Source organism: Halosimplex rubrum (assembly GCF_013415885.1).
GTDB classification, from domain to species: Archaea; Halobacteriota; Halobacteria; order Halobacteriales; family Haloarculaceae; genus Halosimplex; species Halosimplex rubrum.
Map to the genome: position 1 here is coordinate 384,135 of NZ_CP058910.1, position 19,798 is coordinate 403,932.

21 protein-coding genes and 1 pseudogene are annotated in these 19,798 nt (G+C 72.1%); 10 read left to right on the top strand and 12 right to left on the bottom strand.

Going from position 1 to position 19,798, the window contains the following annotated elements; genetic code table 11:
* From HZS55_RS01940 to HZS55_RS01965, 6 genes are all read right to left on the bottom strand, one after another.
* Complete coding sequence (locus HZS55_RS01940; protein WP_179910083.1) at positions 1-468, bottom strand: cupin domain-containing protein; 468 nt, start codon at positions 466-468, stop codon at positions 1-3.
* A gap of 156 nt (positions 469-624) precedes the next feature.
* Positions 625-789: a DUF6757 family protein gene (locus HZS55_RS01945; RefSeq protein ID WP_006882760.1), complete on the bottom strand. Its 165-nt coding sequence runs from the start codon at positions 787-789 to the stop codon at positions 625-627.
* Positions 790-898: 109 nt separating this feature from the next.
* Entirely contained in the window at positions 899-1,711 is an 813-nt protein-coding gene (locus tag HZS55_RS01950) for a PHP domain-containing protein (RefSeq protein WP_179910084.1), read from the bottom strand.
* A gap of 164 nt (positions 1,712-1,875) precedes the next feature.
* On the bottom strand, positions 1,876-2,286 hold the full coding sequence (locus HZS55_RS01955) for a hypothetical protein (RefSeq protein WP_179910085.1): 411 nt from the start codon (positions 2,284-2,286) through the stop codon (positions 1,876-1,878).
* A gap of 3 nt (positions 2,287-2,289) precedes the next feature.
* On the bottom strand, positions 2,290-2,976 hold the full coding sequence (locus tag HZS55_RS01960) for an RAD55 family ATPase (RefSeq protein ID WP_179910086.1): 687 nt from the start codon (positions 2,974-2,976) through the stop codon (positions 2,290-2,292).
* Between the two features lie 210 nt (positions 2,977-3,186).
* Positions 3,187-3,480 (bottom strand): DUF7577 domain-containing protein, encoded by a 294-nt coding sequence (locus tag HZS55_RS01965; protein ID WP_179910087.1) that lies wholly within the window; start codon positions 3,478-3,480, stop codon positions 3,187-3,189.
* Between the two features lie 132 nt (positions 3,481-3,612).
* Between HZS55_RS01965 and HZS55_RS01970 the strand changes: the two genes are divergently transcribed.
* Positions 3,613-4,467: a DUF4097 family beta strand repeat-containing protein gene (locus HZS55_RS01970; protein ID WP_179910088.1), complete on the top strand. Its 855-nt coding sequence runs from the start codon at positions 3,613-3,615 to the stop codon at positions 4,465-4,467.
* A gap of 13 nt (positions 4,468-4,480) precedes the next feature.
* Here HZS55_RS01970 and HZS55_RS01975 read toward each other — a convergent pair whose 3' ends face one another.
* Positions 4,481-5,395: an acyltransferase gene (locus tag HZS55_RS01975; RefSeq protein WP_179910089.1), complete on the bottom strand. Its 915-nt coding sequence runs from the start codon at positions 5,393-5,395 to the stop codon at positions 4,481-4,483.
* A gap of 122 nt (positions 5,396-5,517) precedes the next feature.
* Between HZS55_RS01975 and HZS55_RS01980 the strand changes: the two genes are divergently transcribed.
* From HZS55_RS01980 to HZS55_RS01995, 4 genes are all read left to right on the top strand, one after another.
* Complete coding sequence (locus HZS55_RS01980) at positions 5,518-6,594, top strand: CPBP family intramembrane glutamic endopeptidase (RefSeq protein ID WP_179910090.1); 1,077 nt, start codon at positions 5,518-5,520, stop codon at positions 6,592-6,594.
* A 108-nt stretch (positions 6,595-6,702) separates the two neighbouring features.
* Positions 6,703-8,922, top strand: coding sequence for a CocE/NonD family hydrolase (locus tag HZS55_RS01985; RefSeq protein ID WP_179910091.1), 2,220 nt, complete (start codon positions 6,703-6,705; stop codon positions 8,920-8,922).
* A 102-nt stretch (positions 8,923-9,024) separates the two neighbouring features.
* Entirely contained in the window at positions 9,025-9,279 is a 255-nt protein-coding gene (locus HZS55_RS01990) for a hypothetical protein (protein WP_179910092.1), read from the top strand.
* 78 nt (positions 9,280-9,357) lie between these two features.
* Complete coding sequence (locus HZS55_RS01995; RefSeq protein WP_179910093.1) at positions 9,358-10,422, top strand: aldo/keto reductase; 1,065 nt, start codon at positions 9,358-9,360, stop codon at positions 10,420-10,422.
* 286 nt (positions 10,423-10,708) lie between these two features.
* On the opposite strand, the gene HZS55_RS02000 is transcribed toward HZS55_RS01995, so the two are convergent.
* A complete protein-coding gene (locus HZS55_RS02000; protein ID WP_179910094.1) occupies positions 10,709-11,494 on the bottom strand; it encodes a DUF7089 family protein in 786 nt (261 codons plus the stop codon).
* A 216-nt stretch (positions 11,495-11,710) separates the two neighbouring features.
* On the opposite strand from HZS55_RS02000, the gene HZS55_RS02005 reads away from it, so the two are divergent.
* Together HZS55_RS02005 and HZS55_RS02010 are read left to right on the top strand one after the other, a co-directional pair.
* Positions 11,711-13,240: a hypothetical protein gene (locus HZS55_RS02005; RefSeq protein WP_179910095.1), complete on the top strand. Its 1,530-nt coding sequence runs from the start codon at positions 11,711-11,713 to the stop codon at positions 13,238-13,240.
* Positions 13,241-13,641: 401 nt separating this feature from the next.
* A complete protein-coding gene (locus HZS55_RS02010; RefSeq protein WP_179910096.1) occupies positions 13,642-15,081 on the top strand; it encodes a hypothetical protein in 1,440 nt (479 codons plus the stop codon).
* A gap of 33 nt (positions 15,082-15,114) precedes the next feature.
* Here the strand turns inward: HZS55_RS02010 and HZS55_RS02015 are convergent, their stop codons facing one another.
* Positions 15,115-15,258 carry a hypothetical protein gene (locus HZS55_RS02015; RefSeq protein ID WP_179907701.1) on the bottom strand — a complete coding sequence of 48 codons (144 nt, stop codon included), beginning with the start codon at positions 15,256-15,258 and terminating at the stop codon, positions 15,115-15,117.
* Complete coding sequence (locus HZS55_RS02020; protein WP_179910097.1) at positions 15,221-16,795, bottom strand: amidohydrolase; 1,575 nt, start codon at positions 16,793-16,795, stop codon at positions 15,221-15,223. Before HZS55_RS02020 ends, HZS55_RS02015 begins: the two co-directional genes overlap by 38 nt.
* 88 nt (positions 16,796-16,883) lie before the next feature.
* Here HZS55_RS02020 and hmgA point away from each other — a divergent pair, with 88 nt between their 5' ends.
* From hmgA to HZS55_RS02035, 3 genes are all read left to right on the top strand, one after another.
* Positions 16,884-18,188 (top strand): hydroxymethylglutaryl-CoA reductase (NADPH), encoded by a 1,305-nt coding sequence (gene hmgA / locus HZS55_RS02025; RefSeq protein ID WP_179910098.1) that lies wholly within the window; start codon positions 16,884-16,886, stop codon positions 18,186-18,188.
* 145 nt (positions 18,189-18,333) lie between these two features.
* Positions 18,334-18,525, top strand: coding sequence for a hypothetical protein (locus HZS55_RS02030; RefSeq protein WP_179910099.1), 192 nt, complete (start codon positions 18,334-18,336; stop codon positions 18,523-18,525).
* Between the two features lie 138 nt (positions 18,526-18,663).
* Complete coding sequence (locus HZS55_RS02035; RefSeq protein ID WP_179910100.1) at positions 18,664-19,047, top strand: hypothetical protein; 384 nt, start codon at positions 18,664-18,666, stop codon at positions 19,045-19,047.
* Here HZS55_RS02035 and HZS55_RS02040 read toward each other — a convergent pair.
* Together HZS55_RS02040 and HZS55_RS02045 are read right to left on the bottom strand one after the other, a co-directional pair.
* Positions 19,044-19,565 carry a DUF5817 domain-containing protein gene (locus tag HZS55_RS02040; protein WP_179910101.1) on the bottom strand — a complete coding sequence of 174 codons (522 nt, stop codon included), beginning with the start codon at positions 19,563-19,565 and terminating at the stop codon, positions 19,044-19,046. The genes HZS55_RS02035 and HZS55_RS02040 overlap by 4 nt on opposite strands.
* 92 nt (positions 19,566-19,657) lie before the next feature.
* A pseudogene (locus HZS55_RS02045) lies at positions 19,658-19,771 on the bottom strand (uracil-DNA glycosylase); the annotation flags it as partial.
* Positions 19,772-19,798: the final 27 nt, after the last annotated feature.

Here is a 19,798-nt window from a genome sequence, read left to right on the forward strand (position 1 = left end):
TCAGTCGAACCGGCCGGTCTCGGCGCCGCAGTCCGTGCAGCGAGTCACGAGCGTCGCGCGGTCGTCGGCCATCTCGACTGTGTTCTCGGTGCGGCCCTCGCAGTCTGGACACGCCCGGAGCATCTCGGTCCGCCGGGCGTCTTTCGGGGCGCCCATCGCGATGGCGACGCACGGCTCGTCGCCGGCGTTGCGGCCCAGTTGCCACTCGCCGGGGGAAAAGCGGACGGCCTCGCCCGCGGAGACGGCCACATCGCCGTCCTCGGTCTCGAAGGTGGCCGTCCCCTCGACCAAGTAGAACACCTCCTCCTGGTCGGGGTGGCGGTGGTAGCCGAAGCCGAAGCTGTCGCCCGGATCGAGTTCGTAGTAGTTCAGCGCCAGTTCCTCGGCGCCGAGGGCGTCGGCGAGCGCGCGCTTGTCCGCGGCCGGTCCCATCCGCCGCTCGACATCCTCGCGGGCGACGCGGTCCATACCCACGGCTACGACGGCGAGTCAGTAAAGCCTCGTGGGGGCGACGCGAACCGCGCGGGGGGAGCGACCGGGGCGAGAGTGGAAGCGGCGAGAGCGGAGACGGACGCGAGCGGGGCGGACGGCGGGCGACCTACGGGGAGAGCGCGGCGCGGGCGGTCACTCGGCGCGGTCGATGTCGAGGTCTTCCTCGATCCCGTCGAGCCAGTCGGAGTCGGCGATCTCCTCCATCTGCTCGCGGAAGTGCGTCTTACAGACCCCGACCTTGACGCCGTCTTTCTCGACCGCGATCTCGGCCTCGCGGTCGCAGTAGTGGCACTGCATACCCGTTCTTGGGTCCGAGGGGCATTGAACCCTGCGGCCGCGGAGACCGACGTGGCGGCGTTCGACGGTCACACGCGTCCGAGCCGGGGCGGCCTCGACGCCCGGCCGGTCACGGGGCGACGCCGAGCGCATCGCGGAACCGCTCGTACTCGTCGGTCGACAGGCCGGTCTCGCCGAGCGAGCGCCCGTGAGCGTCGCTCCCGCCGGTGACGACCAGGTCGTGGCGCTCGGCGACCGCGCGCACGTTCTCGACGGCCAGCTCGCCGTTCGCGCCGGTGTGCCCGCGGGCGCCGTACGGGTAGGCGACCTCGACGGCGTCGAGCCGGGGAGCCAGCTCCAGCGCCGCCGCGGGCTCCGGGTACCGGAGCGGGTGGGCGAGGGAGACGAGCGCGCACGCGTCGGTCAGGAGGTCACGGCCGCGCTCGAACGACGGGATGTCGCGGGCGACGTAACAGGGCCCGCCCTCGCCGATGAGGCCGTCGAAGACGTCGGGGATCGAGTCGTAGCCGTCGTCGCTCTCGATCACCGCCCGGGCGATGTCCGGACGGCCCAGCCCCGGCTCGGGTTCGGCGGGGATCGCGTGACCGAGGCGTTGCTCGACGCGTGCGATGATCTCGCGACCGCGCTCGACGCGGTCGCGCTGGAGCCGGTCGATCTCGGCGACGAGCGCGTCGGTCGGGGCGACGCCGTACCCCAGCACGTCGACCCGCTGGTCGTCCGCCTCGACGCGGAGTTCGATGCCGTGGACCACGGTGACACCGTCGCGCTCGACGACCGGCGCGTCCAGATCGGGGTGGACGCGGTCGTGGTCGGTGACCGCGACGGCGTCGAGCCCGGCCGCTCGCGCGGCGGGCGGGACCTCCGAGAGACGGAAGGTTCCGTCGGAGTTGTCGGTGTGGACGTGTAGATCCGCGGCGACCATACCTGTCAGTCACACCGGGTGCTCAAGCCGGTTGCGGTCGACGCGAGTTCGACGGCCGGCCCCGGTGCGACGAGGAGCGCGAGTCCGACGACCGGTTCCGACGCGGCGAGGAGCGCGAGTCGGCGATCGACTCGCGGTCGTCGCCGACCGCCGGCGACGGTCGTCTACTTGTCGAGGAAGTCGGGGCGGTCGGTCGCGTCGATCTCGTCGGGGTCGGGCCGCTCCAGGCCCTCGAACTTGTCGACGGCCTCGGGGAGCCCGTCGCGACCGCCGGTCGGCAGCTCGTCTTCGTCGACGGTGACGACATCCCCCTCGACGAGCTCGTCCCACACCTGTGCCTCGTCGGCGTCGCCCGCAGGGGCGGCCTCGCGGCCCTCGTTTTTCCCCTCGCGGAAGGCGAGCTCGACGATGCTCTTGGTGTAGGCGGTGTCCATCTCGTCATGGACGGCCTCGAACTCCTCGCGGTCGTACTCGCCGAGCGACTCGGCGACCCCCAGCGCGTAGGCGCGTTCGGTCGCCTCGTCCCTATCGAGGCTCGTCCACGACGTGCCGTACTTCTCCTCGTACAGACCCATGGGTCAGGCCTCGACTTTCTGCTCCGGCCGCACCCGCAACCCCCTGTCGGAGAAGTCGATCGCGCGGATGTCGCAGTCGATCGCGGTCCCGCGCATCTTGATCACCTGGACGCCGCGGGTCATGCCGCCCTGCTCCAGGTAGTTGTGGAAGAAGATCACGCCGTGAGCGAGGTAGTGCTCGTCGGCGTACGACGAGGGGTCGGTCATCTCCGAGATGAGGACGGTGGTCGTGTCGGTCTGTTTCAGCGCGGAGAGAAAGCCCGTGATCTCGTCGGACACGTCGTTGAAGAAGTGCTGGAGCAGCATCGTCGAGTCGATGACCGCGCGGTCGATGTCCTGCTGTTCGAGGAAGGCGACGATGCGGTTCGTGAGTCCGCCCTCGGTGCCGAACTGGGTGATCGTCCGTTTTCCCCCGTCGGTCATGAGGTTGAGGAACTGGACCTTCCCGGAGGCCATCACCTGGTCGAAGCCGAACTCGTAGCCCGACATGTCCTGCATCAGTTCCTCTTTGGTCTCGTGCATCGTCACGTAGAGGCAGTTCTCCCCCGCCTTGGCGCCCTGCGTGATGAACTGCGTGGAGAAGGTCGTCTTCCCGCTCCCCGGGGGACCGCTCACCACGTAGAGCCTGTCTTTCAGGAGGCCGCCCTGGACCAGCTCGTCGAACCCAGGGACGCCGCTTGAAACGCGCATACAGTCGGATCGAGGCTTCCGATATAGACCTTTGCCCCTCATTTTTCACCGCTGATAACAGCACGTGCCGCGTCGCCGCCCCGTCGGGACCACCTCGGTCGGGTTCGGTCGGCGACGGCGTCCGCTCAACCCAGGCGGCCGAGGCACGAGCGACAGAACGTGACTTGAGGGGGGCGACAGTATCGACGGCGATAGCGGCTCGCCGGCGGCTCACCGGATCTGTGCCAGGCACTCGCGACAGTAGGTGTAGCTCTGTTCGTCGGCGTTGGCCGTCCCGCACTGGTGACAGCGGACGCTGCCGTCGCCCTCGTCGGCCTCCTCGGGCGAGCGCGGGTCCCGTTCCCCGACCGACCGTCCTCGGTCCCCCGACTGCGGCGGCGAGGCCTCGTTGGACTCCAGCGAGACGCCCCCCAGCGACCGGTCCTCCGAGAAGTACCGGACCAGCAACAGCTGCAGGAGGGTGAACCCGGCGAGGTAGACGAGGATCCAGCCCCACGGTTCCATGTCGTGCTATACGTTGTCACGGCACTTGGGTGTTTGGCCGGGAGGCGAAACCGGCCCCGACCGGCAAGAACCGGAAGCTGGCCCTGTGACCGCCACGTTTTTGCCGGACAGACGTATCGGTTCGAACGAACGATGTCCCCATCCGCCCCCTCCTCCGAGCGGCCGGTCGATCCGTCTTCCCACCCGTCGCGCCGTCGCGTGCTCCGGGCCGGCGCCGGCCTCGCCGGCGTCGTCGGCCTCGCGGGCTGCGTGCTCTCGACCGAACCGTACACCGAGAGCGTCGAGCGGTCGTTCGACCCCGGTGACGCCGAGGAACTCGCCGTCCGGACCGACTCCGGCGACGTGACCCTCTCGGCCGAGGACGGTGACGCCGTCACCGGCACCGTCCGCAAGGTCTCGCGCGCCGGCGAGGACGCCCTCGACGAGGTGACCGTCGAGGGGAGCGTCGACGACGGCCGGCTCACCGTCGCACCGCAGCGGCCGGACTCGAACACGAACGTCACCGTCGACCTCGACCTGGCGGTCCCCGAGGGCCTCGCGGTCGTCGAGGCCTCGTCGGGCAACGGCGATATCGAGGCCGACGGCGTCGCCGGCGACGGCACCTACAGCTCGACCAACGGCGACGTCGACGTGACCGGCGTCGACGGCTTCGTCACCGTCGCGTCGACCAACGGAGACCTCGCCGCGACCGACGTGGGCGGTCTCGACGGCGCCGAGACGACCAACGGCGACGTGACCGTCGACGTGGCCGCGATGCGCGGGGACGCGACCTGCCGGTCGCGCAACGGCGACGTGACCGCCGCGGTCGCCGACGACCTCTCGGCGACGGTCACGCTGGCGACGGACAACGGCGACGCCACGGTCGAGGGCGTGCAGCTGACCGTCGAATCGTCGGGCGAATACCGCGTCGAGGGGACGATGGGCGCGGGCGACCACGCGCTCGAACTCCGCTCGACCAACGGCGACGTGACGCTTCTGGGGCTGTAGAATCGCTCGCTCGCTACGAGCCGCCCGGCGGCTGGCGCTCGCGCTGGAACTCGTCGAACACGTCCAGGTTCTCCGGTAGCTCGTACGCCAGTTTTCGCTCCGCCCGGCGGTCGACGTTGGCGTCTTCGAGGTCGTCGGCGACCGGCTCCCAGCCGTCCTTGACGGCGATCGATTCTGCGGGCGTGCCCGCCGCGATGTGGTGGGCGGGCACGTCCTTGCCGGCGATGGACTTCGCGGCGAGGACGGAGTTCTCGCCCATGCGGACGCCCGCGCGGACCATCGAGTCGTAGGTGACGCGGGCGTCGTCCTCGATGACCGTGTGGTAGTTGTCGACGGCGGTCTGGTCGTTGACATCGTGGTCGTGGCTGTAGACGTGAGCGTCGTCGGAGATGGAGACGCGGTCGCCGATGGTGAGCATGCCGCGGTCGTCGAGGTGGACGTCGTCGTGGACGACGACGTTGTCGCCGACGGCGATGTTGTGGCCGTAGGTGAAGGTGATCCCCTTGAAGAAGCGGCAGTCCTCGCCCACCTCGGCGAAGAGGTGGTCGGCGAGCATCCGCCGGAACCGCAGCGCGAACTCGACGTTGTCGGCCATCGGCGTGGCGTCGAACTGCCGCCAGAGCCACTGGAGGTACTTCGTGCGCTCGAACTCCCCCTCGTCCATGTTCTCGACCTCGGCGTAGTACTCGCTCTCGAGGGTGACGTTGCAGGGGTCGTACCCCTGGAGCCGCACCCGTTCGGCGGGGGTGACGTCGCCGCCCGACTGCCAGCGCTCGTAGGCCTCCCGGTCGCCGAACAGGTCGACGAGCACGTCCTCGACCACGTCGCAGGTGTCCTCCTCGCCCGACAACCGGTCGTCGACCTCCGCGATGAACGCGTGGATGCCCTCCTCGCCGCCCGGCGGCAGCGAGACGTGGCGCTTTGTCATACCCCGTCGAACGGCCGCGGCGACAATAGGGGTTTCTGTACCGGTCCGAAACCCGGTGACACCGGTGTCACCACCCCGTCGCCCGACGTGGCTTTAAGTCGCCGACGGCCGACCCTCCGCCAATGTCACCGTCCGAGGGGCGGGGCCTCCGCGGGGTCTTCTGGAACGACCGCGAGCGGCGGCCCCGGGCACCCTGGCGGCTCGCGCTCGCGCTCGTCGCCCTCCTCGGCGGCGGCGTCGGGGGCGTCCTCGGCGCGTCGGCCCTGGTCGCGCTCGCACCCGGTACCGCCGGAGCCACGCTGACCGCGCTCGTCACCGTCGCCGCCCGCACCCTCCAGATCGCCGGCTTCGTCGCCGGGGTCCTCGCCGCGGCGTGGCTGGTCGACCGCCGCCGGCTCTCGGACATGGGCCTCGACCGCTCGCCGGCGTGGTGGGCCGACCTCGCGTTCGGACTCGCGCTGGGCGTCGCGCTCCCGGGGCTCGTGTTCGCGGTCGAACTCGCCGTCGGCTTCCTGCGCGTGACCGGCACCGTCGTCGCCAGGGCCGACCCCACGCTCGCCGTCGGCCCGGGCGTCGCACCCGCGCTCGCGCTCGCGCTCACCCTCGCGTACTTCGTCGGCGTCGGCGTCTTCGAGGAGTTGCTCTTCCGCGGGTACCTGCTCACCAACGTCGCCGAGGGGCTCGCCGGCTGGCGCGGGATCGGCCTCGGCGGCGCGTTCGCCGGCGCGACCGTCGTCTCCAGCCTCGCCTTCGGCGTCGGCCACGGCCTGAACCCGAACGTCACCGTCCTGGCGCTCGTCAACATCGCGCTGTTCGGCGGCCTGTTCGCCGCCAGCTACCTCCTGACCGGCCGGATCGCCGCCGCCGTCGGCCTCCACGTCACCTGGAATTTCTCGATCGCCTCCCTCTTTGGCTTCCCCGTCAGCGGCTTCACGACCCCCGTCACGGTCGTCGCCGTCGAGCAGTCCGGCCCCGCGGTCCTCACGGGCGGCTCGTTCGGCCCCGAGGGCGGCCTGATCGCGCTCGGCGCGCTCGTCGTCGGGTTCGGCGCGCTGGCCGGCTGGGTCCGCTGGCGCGAGGGGGAGCTGCGGTGGCGCGAGTCGGTCGCGCGGCCGGCGCTCAGGGGAGCGCCGGGCGACGGTGCTGGGACCCCGACGCGGGACGACCTCGAACGCGCCGACGAACCGTCGACCGAGTAGCCGGTCGTCGGCCGCGCCCCCGCCCGCGGAGCGGCCGCGCTATCGGTAACCGAAAGACGCGTTTCACCCATCGAAACCACGTTACGGGACCCCTCGCTACCGCGAGGTATGACGGACCAGTCGAACGACGGCGACGGCGAGAGCGCCACCGGGTCGGCGCCGGTGTCCAGGCGCCGACTGCTGGCCTCGGTGACGGCTGCGGCCGGCACGAGCGCGGTCACCGGGCGTGCGTACGCGACGGCGGTCGGCGACACGGACGGCACCGCCGACGCCGGCGGCGCGATCCGGGAGGAGGCCTGGGTCGAGACTGGCGTCGACACGGACGACGACGGGACCGCCGACCGCATCCACGTCAGGGTGTCGTACCCCGAGGGGGCGACCGACGGCGAGCGACCGCCCGTGATCGCGATCGCGAGCCCGTATCACGGCGAGCAGACCCACGGCGACGCGACCGCGGCGATGTACTACGACCGGTCGATCGCGCCCGCCGCGGACGACGCCAGCGGCGCAGCGACGAGCGCGAGCGAACCCGCGACGCTCGGCGATCCGTCGACCGGCGGGGGGCCGGGACCCGGGCACTCGCCGATCGGCGACCCCGCGACAGCCCGGCGGGCCGAACGTCGGTACGTCCCCCAGGGATACGCCCTCGCTCGGGTCTCCTCGCTGGGGACGGCCCGCTCGACGGGCTGTTACACCGCCGCCGGGCCGCCGACGGTGTCCGCGCTCGAATCGGTCGTCGACTGGTTCAACGGCCGCGCGACGGCCTACGACGCGCCTGAGGGCGGCGCGGAAGTCGCGGCCGACTGGACCAACGGCCGGACGGGGATGATCGGCGCGTCGGCGCTGGGCGAACTCGCCAACGGCACGGCGACGACCGGCGTCGACGGCCTGGAGACGATCGTCCCCCAGTCGGCGAACGTCGGCCAGTACGGCCTCTTCCGCTCGAACGGCACCCCGATATCGGTCGTTCCCGACGGGAGCGAGGGGATGACCGACATCGGGACGTGGATCCAGGCGAGCAACGCCAGGCGCGACGACTGCGCTCGCTGGACCGAGCGCGCCGAGGACGGGCAGGACCTGGCGACGGGCGACTACAACGACTTCTGGCACGAGCGCACGTTCCTCGCCGACGCCGACGCGGTCGACTGTTCGGTCCTGATCGCCCACGCGGTCGACGACCCGATCGTCAAGCCGAACAACGCCGCCGACTGGTACGAGACGCTGGCCGCCCGCGACGTGCCGCTGAAGCTCTGGCTCTACGAGGGCGGCCACAGGGGCCCCGCCGGCGAGGCGTGGGAGCGGACCCTCGACCGCTGGTGGGCCCACTGGCTGAAAGACGAAGACACCGACGTGATGGACGAGGACCCGGTCACCGTCGTCCACGGCCGGTCGGCGGCCGAGGGGTCGATGGAGACCTACGCCGAGTGGCCGGCCCCGGCCGCCGAGCCCGCGACCGTCCGGTTCGGGTCCGGCGGCGCGACGAGCGGCGCCGTGACGACGGGCGAACCGGGCTCCGGGACGGAGTCGCTCGTCGACGACCCGTCGACGCCGGCGACGGACCTGGTCGCCGCCGAGGAGTCGTCCCACCGCCTGCGTTACGAGACGCCGCCGCTCGCGGAGCCGGTCCACGTCAGCGGGCGGGTCGTCCCGTCGCTGTCGCTGTCGCTCGACGAGCCGACCGTCGTCAGCGTCGCCCTGGTCGAGTACGGCCGCTACTCGGCCGATATCGTCACCCGCGGCTGGGCGGACCCGCTGAACCGACCGTCCTACCGCGACCACGACGCGCCGCTGGCCTACCGCCAGTCGCTCCGGGACTCGGCCCCGCTGCCCGAGGACGGGTCTGTCCGAGTCGAGTTCCCGCTGCAGGCGACCGACCACGTCTTCGAAGCCGGTTCGCGGGTCGGGCTCGTCGTCTACGCCAGCGACAACCAGTTCACGCTCCACCCGCCCGGAAACCGGACCGTCGAGCTGTCCCTGGCCGACAGCGCCGTCGACCTGCCCGTCGCCGGCGGCGAGTCGGCGCTCTCCGGCGCGTTCGCGGACGAGTCGACCGACACCGCGCGGCCGACCGGCACCGCGACGGCCACCGACTCGTCGGCCGGGACGACGGCGGGCGCCGAGCCCACGACCGATTCGCCGACCGCGACCGCGGGCCGGCCGACCGGGACGACCGACGGACCGGTCGAGTCCACCGTGGTCCCGGAGGGTGACGCGACGGTCGGCGGGACCACGAGCGGCGACGGGCCGGGCTTCGGCGTCGGCGGCGCCCTGGCGTCGATCTTCGGCCTCGGTGGCCTCATTCGACGATATTCCGACGGGGAAGACTGAACGGCGATCCGCGAGTCCGCGGGCACACAGCGGCGAGTCCAATTCTTTACTCGAACCCGACTCAGAGGGGGCTTATATGTCCGACCGCCCACGTCACTGGTAATGACGCACCTGTACGCGATCCAGCGCGAAATCCTCGAGTTCCTGGACGACCGAGCCAGCGCGGACACGACCGCGATCCGCCGACAGCTCGCGTACACCGCCGACGTGACCGTCACCTACGACGCGCTCGAACCGCATCTCGATCGGCTCGAAGACAGCGGCCACATCGAGTCGGTCGGCGCGGACGAGCCCGGCGCGACCTACTACCAGCAGGCCGACTCGGCGGCCGTCCAGCCCCAGACGGCGAGCGACTGAGCACCGGAGTACCCGCGCGACCGACCGGTGCGGCGCGCAACCGCGGCGGCTAAGTGCGACGACGCCCAATCGCCGGCCATGAACCAGCGCGAACTCGGCGATTCGGGCGTCGAAGTCAGCGAGGTCGGTTTCGGCGCGTGGGTCGTCGGCACCGATTGGTGGGGCGACCGCACGCGCGAGCAGGCCGTCGACATGCTCCACCACGCCGTCGACCAGGGGATCACCTACTTCGACACCGGCGACGTGTACGGCCACGGCGACAGCGAGGAACTCGTCGGCGACGCCCTCGGCGAGTACCGCGACGAAGTGACGGTCTCGACGAAGGTCGGCTACGACTTCTACAACAACCCCCAGGCCGGCCACGGCGAACTCCCCAAGCGCGTCGACCCCGAGTGGGTCGAGACGGCGCTCGACCGCTCGCTCGACAGGCTCGACATGGAGTACGTCGACCACCTGATGCTGCACAACGCCAACGTCGACGAGGTCGACGAGAGCGTGCTGGAGACGCTCGATTCGCTCGAAGAGTCGGGCCGCGTCGACTCCGTGGGCTGGGCCCTGGGCCCCTCGATCGGCTGGCTCGCCGAAGCGGAGGCGGCCGTCGAGGAGGGCTTCGACGCCGTCCAGCTCGTCTTCAACGTCTTCGAGCAGACGCCCGGTCGCCACACTATCGAGGCGATCCGCGACCTCGACGCCGAGACGAGCGTCGTCCCGCGGGTCCCCCACTCCTCCGGACTGCTGAACGAGCAGGTCACGCCCGAGACGGAGCTCGGCGAGGGCGACCACCGCGCCCACCGGCCCGACGAGTGGTACGAGACGGGCTGGGAGAAGGTCGAGGCGCTGCGGTTCCTCGAAGATCCGGCGGGCGTCGAGGGCACGCGGACGATGGCCCAGGCGTCGATCCGCTGGCTGCTCGGCCACGACGAGGTCGCGTCGGTCACGCCCACCTTCCGCACCACCGACGACATCGACGAGTGGGCCGGCGCCGCCGAGGTCCCGCCGCTGTCGGACGCCGAAATGGAGCGCGTCGAGGAACTGTATCGGGACAACTTCGGCGTCGACCGCGACGACGGCATGGACGCGCTGCGCTCGTCGGTCGGCGGCGCCGACCTCGAAGGCTTCGACGAGCAGGCCGCCGGCGACTGACCGCCGTCGGCGCTCCCAGCGGACGGCGAACCCCCCTTTCGACACCAGATCGGCAACCCCCTCGTTTCACCTCAAGCCGGCGCTATCCCGCGATTCTCTCCGAACCCCCTCGTTTCGACTCGAACCCCACTCACGTCTTGCGATTCGATGGCACGGACTTCACTTTCACCCCGCCCCGTCAGACGCTCGTCACACGACCGCAGTCGTGCGGTTTCCGATCGTGGGGGCTCCGGGGTGCGGTCCACGCGAAACGGGGGTGTTCGCGGCGGGGTCGGCGGCGGAGCCGTCAGTCCAGTCGGTCGAAGGTCTTCTCGGCCCACTGGACGGCGTAGTCGGCGCCGTACTCGCGGTAGGCTTCGGTGTCGAGCGCGCCGAAGGGAGTCGGCGGCTCTCGCCCGTGTTTGACGGCTGCACAGGCCAGCTCGGCGGCGTCGCCGAATCCCGTCTCGCCGCGGGCCAGTTCCGTCGCGAGGTCGGCGAGTCGGGGTTCGAGGCGTTCGCCCGCGTCGGCCCACGCGTCGAAGAGGTCGGGATGGTCGTCGGTCCAGTCGGCGAACGTCTCGCGGGTGGACAGACCCAGGTAGGCGTCGTAGAGCGCGACGGCCAGTTGATAGGTGCTCGTCGGGTCGAGGCGCCCCTCGCCGGCGGCGGCGAGGTCGCGGTAGCGCTCACCGAAGAAGCCGAGGAAGTGTTCCGGCAGGTCCAGCCCGACCTGGACGAGCGCCTCCGCCACGAGGAAGTCGACGAACGCGTCGGGCGACCCCTCCAGGCGAGGCTTGACGAGGACGACCGGCGGGTCGGTCTGGCGCGTCCAGGCGACGCCGCCGTCGCCGGGCGCGCCGACGGTCAGCTCGTCGCCCGCGTACCGCCGGAGCAGTTCGGGGGCGTCGGCGGGGAGCCACTCGTCGGGGTACGACCGGGGGTCGAGAGCGTCGGTGACGAGCGCCAGGTCCTCGGCCTGGGCGGCGGGGAGCGTCTCGAAGTCCCGCGCGCAGTCGAGCACGAGCGCGTCGGGCGCGTGTTCGTCACGGACCGCAGCGAGCTCCGCCGAGAGGTCCCGTTCGCTGAACATCAGCGGTCACCCCCCACGGACCGGTCTCCGGGAGCGCGACGGCGGTCGCGGACCGGCGCGGCGCTCGGCGCGGTGGTCATGTCCGCCGGGAGGGGCTGTCGGGGGTAAACCCCATCGGTTCCCGCCCGGACCGGGCGAGTCGACCACCACGGCCGCGGTATCGCGGTGGCACCGGCGCGAACCTTTAAATCGGATGGCGGGGCCAAGCGGTGATGTATGGTCGACGACGTTTCGCGGCGGGGCGTCCTGCTGGCAGGGGGCGCCGCGCTGTCGGGGGGTATCGCGACGAAACTGGGTTCCCGTTCGGCGGTCGCCCGGGGAGATCGGGACGGGGCGCCGGCGATTCGCTGGCAGGCGCTCGTCGAGAACGACGACGACGTGACCAGGCCGGTGTCGGTACGGGCGGACGACGGGCGCGTCCACGTCGGCGGGTTCTCGGGGGACGAGTCCGATGACACGGACCCCTGGCAGTTCGGGGCCGACGCGGTCCGCGGAACGGACCGCACCGGGACGACCGCCTACGTCGAGGGGCAGTTCCTGACCGAGGGGGCGGTGCCGGCGGCCGACGGCGGTCGCTTCTTTCTCGGGCGGTACACGGCGGACCCGGGTACCGACGACGCCACGACCGAGCCGACGGTCGTCAGGACGACCGCCGACGGCGAGGTCGACTGGCGCCGAGCCTACGAGCCGCCGTTCGACGACTTCCGCGTGACCGACGTGACACCGGGTACCGACAGCGGCGCGGTGTTTGTCGGCTACTCCGAGGCGTGGCGCGACCCGAACACGTGGCTGGTGGCCGTCGGCGGCGACGGCTCGGTCCGCTGGCAGCGGCGCCTCGACGAGTTCTACGCGACGTACGCGTGGGGAGTCCAGCGGACGGCTTCCGGGTCGTACCTCGTGTACGGCGGCGCCCGGAGGGGGTCGGAGCGCGATTCCGGTAGACAGAGCGGGTGGGTGGCGAAGGTCGGTGCCGACGGCGAACCGACGTGGTCGAAGCTCTATCGGCAGCGCTCGGCCGGCGAAGCGAGCGACTTCCACTACGTCGAGGACGCCGCCGAGACCGACGACGGATACCTGTTTGCGGGGTACGTCTCGCCCGCTGCGGAGGACGCGGAGGGGCGCGCGTGGGCCATCTCGACCGACGCCGCGGGCGACCGACTGTACAGCGCGCTTCGCCGACCCGGTGGCGACGGTGCCGGCGAGTTCGTCGCGGTCGTCCCGCACGGCGACGGGTACGTCCTCGCGGGTTCGACGTTTCCGACCGGTGACGCGGAGGTCGGCTACGCCTGGCTCCGCGGCGTCGACGCGTCGCTCTCCTCGAACTGGGAGCTGATAGACCCACTCGACCAGCCGTCCGTGCTCACCGACGCCGTGGCGACCGGCGACGGCGGGTTCGCAGTCGTCGGCAACCACCTCAACGCCGGCGGATGGTCGTCTCCGCTCGCCGCCAAACTCGGCGGCGACCCCGCCGAGACCCCGACCCCGACACCCACGGCGACACCGACCCCCTGGCCGACGCCGACCCCGACACCCACGGCGACGCCCACGGAGCCCCCGACCGAGACGCCGACCCCGCAACCGACGACCGCCCCGGCGCCGACCGGGACGGTGGAATCGGCGCCGGAGAGCCAGTCGACCGCGGCGTCCGAGGACGGTCCCGGATTCGGCCTCACCGGGACGCTGGCGGCGCTGGGCGGGAGCGCGCTGCTGGCCCGGTTTCGGGGCGAGTCGACGGACGGGAACTGACCCGCCGCGGCGGACCCGCCGGGCTCGGCCTACGCCAGGAAGACGACGACGAGCGCGAGCGCGAGCAGTGCAGCGATGCCGATCGTACCGAGCGTGAACTTCGTCGCGTAGCTCATGATCGGCGGTTCCGCGGCCAGCGACCTAAAGGCCCCGTTCCCGCGCGGCGGAACCGACCGCCGTGACTCACGACCCCGTCGCAACCCGCCGACCCGGCACGGCTCCTCGGCCCGGCGCGGCCTCGCGACTTCCGCGGTCGAATGTGGGCGATTTATCAGGACGACGGGGTTACTGACGGCCGTATGACGAGTGGTCTCTCGAGACGGCGGCTGTTGAGCGGTGCCGGGGTCCTGGCGTCCGGCGCTGTCCTCGGTGGAATCGCGGGAGCGTCCCGCGGAGACGGTGTGAACGACGCCGGCGCGGCCGAGGAGTTACCCCTCCGCTGGAATCGGACGTACTCGGACGCCACGTACAACGGGGCCGCCTCGGTCGTCGAGGACGGCGACGCGTACGTCGTCCTGGGTCAGTCGGGATCGGAGGCGTCGGGGATCCCGGGCTGGCTGTTCGGTACGGACGCGACGGGCGGGGAGGGGGAGTGGACGGCGACGGTGGCGAGCGACGGCCGCCAGCCGCCGACGTTCCAGACGCATCTCCCGGCCGTCGACGGCGACGGCTACGCACTGCTCGGCGTCCGCGCCCAGGCCGGGTCGATGTCGCTCGTCCGGACCGACGCCGACGGGGCTATCCAGTGGTGGGAGACCTACGAGGGGGACGCCGACGGGGGCGCGAACGCGAGCGTCCTCGCTCGCGACGCGATCGCCGCCGGGGACGGGTACCTGATTGCCGGCGCGCGCGCCGGTGGGCAGGGTACCGACTCGCACGGGCTCGTCGTCAGGGTCGGACCGGACGGGAGCGAGCGGTCCCGGACGCGGCTGTTCACCGACCAGCAGTCCGAGATCCGGAGCGTCGTGCCCGACGGCGACGGCTACGCGGGGGTGGCCGTCGTCCAGTCGTCGTCCGGCGACGGCGCGTCGGTCCGGTCGGTCCTGTTTCGCGCGGACGCCGACGACGAGATACAGTGGCGCGAGGAGTTCACCGCATCGACCGACGGCGGCCCGCTGGCGCAGAATCAGCTGGTCGACCTCGCGGTCGACGGCGACGGCTACGTCGCGGCCGGGTACGCCGCGAGTAGCTCCTTCGACACGGTCGACGGCTGGGTGCTCTCGGTCGACGGATCCGGCGAGGGGCGGGCGACCCGTCGGCTGTCGCCCCGACCGGTGACGCTGTTCACGGGCGTCGCGACCACCGACGACGGTGTCGTCGTCGCCGGCCAGGGCAGCGAGTCCCCGTCGAGTCAGGCGGCGGTCGGGCTGGTCGGCGAACTCGGCGACGGCCTCGAAGCCAACTGGAGCAAGAGGGTGTCGGTCGGGGCGGTCAACAACGTCCGCGACGTGATCGCGACCGGCGACGGCGGGGTCGCCCTCGCGGGGATCACGCAGTACCGGTCCCGGACCGCGGACCCGCGGAGCGAGGCGTGGCTCGTCAAACTCGGCGGCGAAGACGCGCCTCGGGTCACCGCGACGGCGCCCGACACGGACGCCCCGTCGTCGACCGCGACGGCGTCGCCGACCCCCGAACCGACGGCGACGCCGTCCCCGACCCCATCGCCGACGCCCGAACCGACCGACGACCCGACGGCGACCGCGACGGCGACCGTCCCCGCGACCGCGGCCCCCGACCCTACCGAGACCACCGACGGTGACGGCTCCGGCTTCGGCGCCGGCGCGGCGCTGGCCGCGCTGGGCGGGACGGCGCTGTACGAACGGGTTCGCGACGAGGACTGATTCGCGACGAGGGCCGGTCCGGGACAGAACCGTTCAGTCGTCGGCGCCGGCGCCCACGCCCGAAGCGCGGGCCACCTCGCGCCACTTGCCCGACCGGAACCGGCCGGTGTTGACCGCCGCCTTGACGTCGAACGTCCCCTCACCGCGGGCCGTCTCGGTCGAAGACGACTTCGCCACCGACCAGCGTCGTCCGCACGTCGATGGCACCGATCTCGTCGGGGTCGACGGCCCACGGCGACCGGTCGAGGACCACCAGGTCGGCGAGCGTGCCCGCCTCGACGGTGCCCAGTCGGTCCTCGTCGAACCCCGCGTAGGCCGCGCCGCTCGTGTACGCTCGCAGGGCCTCGGTCACCGAGAGCCGCTGGCGGTCGTCGGGGGCGGTCGCCGCCTGCCCGACGCCGAACAGCGGGTCGAGCGGCATGCAGTCGCTCCCGAAGGCCAGGTCCGCGCCCGCCTCCTGCAGGTCGGCGAACCGGTTCGAGGCGCGTCGGCGCTCGTCACCGAGTCGGGCGGCGTACAGCCCGTCCGCCCGCGCCCACTTCAGGAAGTTCGGCTGCATCGACGCCACGACGTCGCTCTCGCCGATTCGCTCGACCAACTCGTCGGTGAGCACCTCGGCGTGTTCGATCCGGTGGCGGGCGCCGTCGGCGGCGGCGAGCGCGTCCAGCGTCTCCCGGATCGCCTCGTCGCCGATGGCGTGAACGGTGACCTGCAGGTCGGCCGCGTCGGCGCGGGCGACCAGGTCGCGGAGCTCCTCGGGGTCGACGACCCACTGGCCGGTGGCCGCTTCCGATTCGTTATCGTCGGGATCGGCGTCGGCGTACGGTTCGGAGAGCTTCGCGGTGCGGCCACCGATGGAGCCGTCGGTGTAGGTCTTGATCGCGCCGGCGCGGACGCGGTCGCTCCCGTGGTTCGTCCGGAGGCCCAGCTCCTCGACCGCGTCGAGGTGGTCGCTCCAGTAGTTGAGCCGCACCCGGATCGGGAGTTCGTCAACCCGGTCGAGTTCGCGGTAGACGGCGGGCGCCACCGAACGGCGGACCATGTCGTGGACGCCGACGACACCGAGTTCCGTCGCCCGCTCGGTCGCGGCGCGGATCGCCCGACCCATCGCGGACCGGTCGGGTTCGATGGCGTCCCAGACCGCGTCGAGGGCGCGCTCGACGACCACGCCCGTCGGCTCGCCGGCGCGGGTGCGCACGTCCGCGCCGGGCATCGACCCGCGCAGGCGGTTCAGGGCCACCGAGTCGAGCGACGCGAGGTGCATGTCCTCCCGGACGGCCGCGACCGGGCGGTCCGTGTCCACGCGGTCCAGGTCGTCGGCGGTGAGGTAGCGGTCGTCGGCCCACGCGCTCTCGTCGTAGCCGAAGCCCAGCACCCACCGGTCCGGTCCCTCCTCGGCGTCGAGTTCGGCCGCGCGGGCCGCGAGCAGGTCGACGGCCGCCCCGGGCGAGTCCGCCGCCGAGAGGTCGGCGTTGACCAGCCGGCGGCCGACCATCGGCAAGTGGGTGTGGGCGTCGACGAAGCCGGGGAGGACGACCCGGCCCTCGCAGTCGCGGACCGTCGTCTCGACGCCGGCGAGGTGTTCGACGTCGAAGGCCGAGCCGACCGCGACGATCCGCCCGTCTCGAACGGCGAGGGCCTCGGCCGTCTCGTCGGGGTCGGTCAGCGCGTGGATCTCTGCGTTCGTGAGCACCAGATCCGCGGCCGCTGTCATAGTGGGAACTGGCGACCGGAGCGTCCCTAAGCGTTCGGGCGCGAACCGGACAGCAACTGTTAGGGGCGTCGACCGCGAGGCTCCGGGCATGACCGACGACTCCGACGCCGACGGTGCGGACGCGGACGGAGGGAGCGACCCCGAGGCCCTCGCCGACCGCGTCGCCGACGGCGACCTGCGACTCTACGAACTCGAGGACCACGCCGACGCCGAGACCGCGGCGACCGCCCGCCGGCTCGTCGTCGAGCGCGACACCGGCGTCGACCTCTCGGCGACCGGCGACTACGCCTTCGCGGCCGACTCGGCCGACTCGAACATCGAGAACCTCGTCGGCGCCGCGCAGCTCCCAGTCGGCGTCGCCGGCCCCGTCACGGTCCGCGGCGAGGCCGCGGACGGCGACTTCTACCTCCCCATCGCCACTACCGAGGGGGCCCTGGTCGCCAGCGTCAACCGCGGCTGTGCGGCCATCTCCGCCGCCGGCGGCGCGACCGCTCGGGTGACCAAGCGCGGGATGACCCGCGCGCCCGTCTTCCGCGTCGACGGCGTGGCCGAGGGCGCCGAGGTCGCCGAGTGGGTCGAGGAAAACGAGGACCGACTCGCCGAGGCGGCCGAGTCGACGACCGGCCACGGCCGCCTGCAGTCGGTGACGCCCTACCTCGTCGGCGACTCCGTCTTCCTGCGGTTCTCCTACGACACGGGCGACGCCAACGGGATGAACATGGCGACCATCGCGACGCGGGCGGCCGCCGAGGTGGTCGAGGACGAAACCCCGGCCTCCCTCGTGGCGCTGTCGGGCAACCTCTGCACGGACAAGAAGCCCGCGGCCATCAACGCCGTCGAGGGCCGCGGCCACACCGTCACGGCCGACGTGACCATCCCCCGCGAGACCGTCGAGGAGCGCTTGGGCACCACGCCCGAGGCCGTCGAGGAGGCCAACACCCGCAAGAACCTGATCGGCAGCGCCAAGGCGGGGAGCCTGGGGTTCAACGCCCAGGCGGCCAACGTCGTCGCCGGCGTGTTCATCGCCACCGGCCAGGACGAGGCCCACGTCGTCGAGGGGTCCAACTGCATCACGACCGTCGAGGCCCGCGACGGGGTCTCCGCGAGCGAAGCGAGCGGAGGCTCGGGAGAGCGGAGCTCTGCCGGTGAACTGTACGCCAGCGTCAACCTCGCCAGCCTGCAGGTCGGCACCGTCGGCGGCGGCACGGATCTCGCGACCCAGTCGGAGATGCTCGACGTGGTCGGCGTCGCCGGCGGCGGCGACCCGGTCGGGTCGAACGCCGACGCGCTCGCGGAGGTCATCGCCGCCGGCGCGCTCGCGGGCGAACTCTCCCTGGTCTCGGCGCTGGCCTCCCGGCACCTCTCCAGCGCCCACGAGGAACTCGGGCGGTAGGCAGTACCTGACTCCCGGAAATCTTTTCAGCGGTCACACCCCGTTTCACGTTCACTTCCGCTCCGGTGACGGCTGGCGTTTACGTATCGTCCCCCGGTAGTTCGACTGCGTCCGACCGGGAGCCCCGGCGGACGCGCCCACACCCATGCCTTCGAACAGCACCGCGGACCGCAGGGTCCGCACGACCGACAGCGGCGCCCCTCCGGCCGAGGGGGACGGCGACGGTGACGACGACCTGCCGGTGCGCCGCGCGACCCGGGTCATGCGCCTCCTGAAGCTCGCGGCGACGACGCTGGCCGCCCTCGCCACCGCCGCGAAGGCGCTCGGCCTGGTCTGAGCCGCCGGTCCGGGCGGCGCGCCGGCCGCCCGGGACCGCGTCGACCGCCCGGGACCGCGCCGACCGCCCGGGACCGGGTCGGCACCGTCACCGGTGCCGGAGAAACGCCTATTGCGGTCGCTTCCCTCGTGTCCGACGATGGACGACCGGGCTCCGATCTACGCGGCCGCCGCTGGGGTCATCGCGCCGGTGGCGACCGTCCGTCTCGTCGGCGGCGCGGTCGACGCTGGCGTCCTCAACCCGCTCGTCGGCCTCGTCGTCCTCTTTCTCGGCCCCGTCCTCGGGATCGTCTGGGTCGTCTCGGCGGCCTGGAAGCTCGGCCTGACCGACTGGGACCCCCTCGACCGCTTCCGCACGCGGGCCACCGTCCGCGAGGACATCCCCGCGCAGTTCCACGACGCCATCGACCACGAGACGCTGGACGCCGAGAAAGAGGAGGGGAAGATCCCGACGAACCTGTTCGTCTACGGCCTCGTCTACCTCGTCGGCGTCCCGATATTCGCGGTCGTGTTCATCCTCTAGAGTAGTCGGTAGGTCCCGCGGTTCTCCGTCGCCTCGCCCGCCCGGACGAGCTTTTCGAGCGTCTTTCGGGTGTACTCGGCGTCGACGCCCCGCTCGGCGGCGTCCTCGACGACCGCGTCCTCGGTCGCCTCGTCGACCTCGCGAACGGCGTCGCGGACGCGCTCTTTGCGGCTCTTCGACCCGCTCGACTCCATCGCCCGCTCGCCCGCCTCGGCGACCGCGTCGGCGTCGAGTCCCGACCCCTCCAGATACTCGGTGTCGGAGGGCCCCACGTCGTCGAGCTGGCGCTCCATCTCCGAGAAGGAGTCGAGTTCGGCGAAGGCGTCGCCGTGGCCCTGGCGGTTGGCGAGCATCGACGCGCGCACCTCCCGGGCGTGGTCCTCCTCGTCGGTGGAGACGAACTTCTTGCGCTTTGCGTACTGGCGGGTCGTCCCGCAGCGGGGACACTGGCTGGTCTCCGGGCGCCCCTCGACGACCCAGAGCATCGAACAGTCGCTACAGCCCACGACGGCGTACATCACTGATGGCTATCGCGCCCGCCGGTATCAACGTTCGGCAAGCGCGGCGGACGTGGTTCCGGCGTATCGCGGCGGCACATCGGGCCGCGACGCTACTCCCCGACCGCCGCGACCGTCTCCCGGATCGCCGCGACGTACTCCTCACGAGAGTATCCGAGTCGACCGATCCACACCTCCTGGTAGGAGGGATGCACGAGCGGGACGAGCCCACTCGCTCCAGCGACGACTTCATT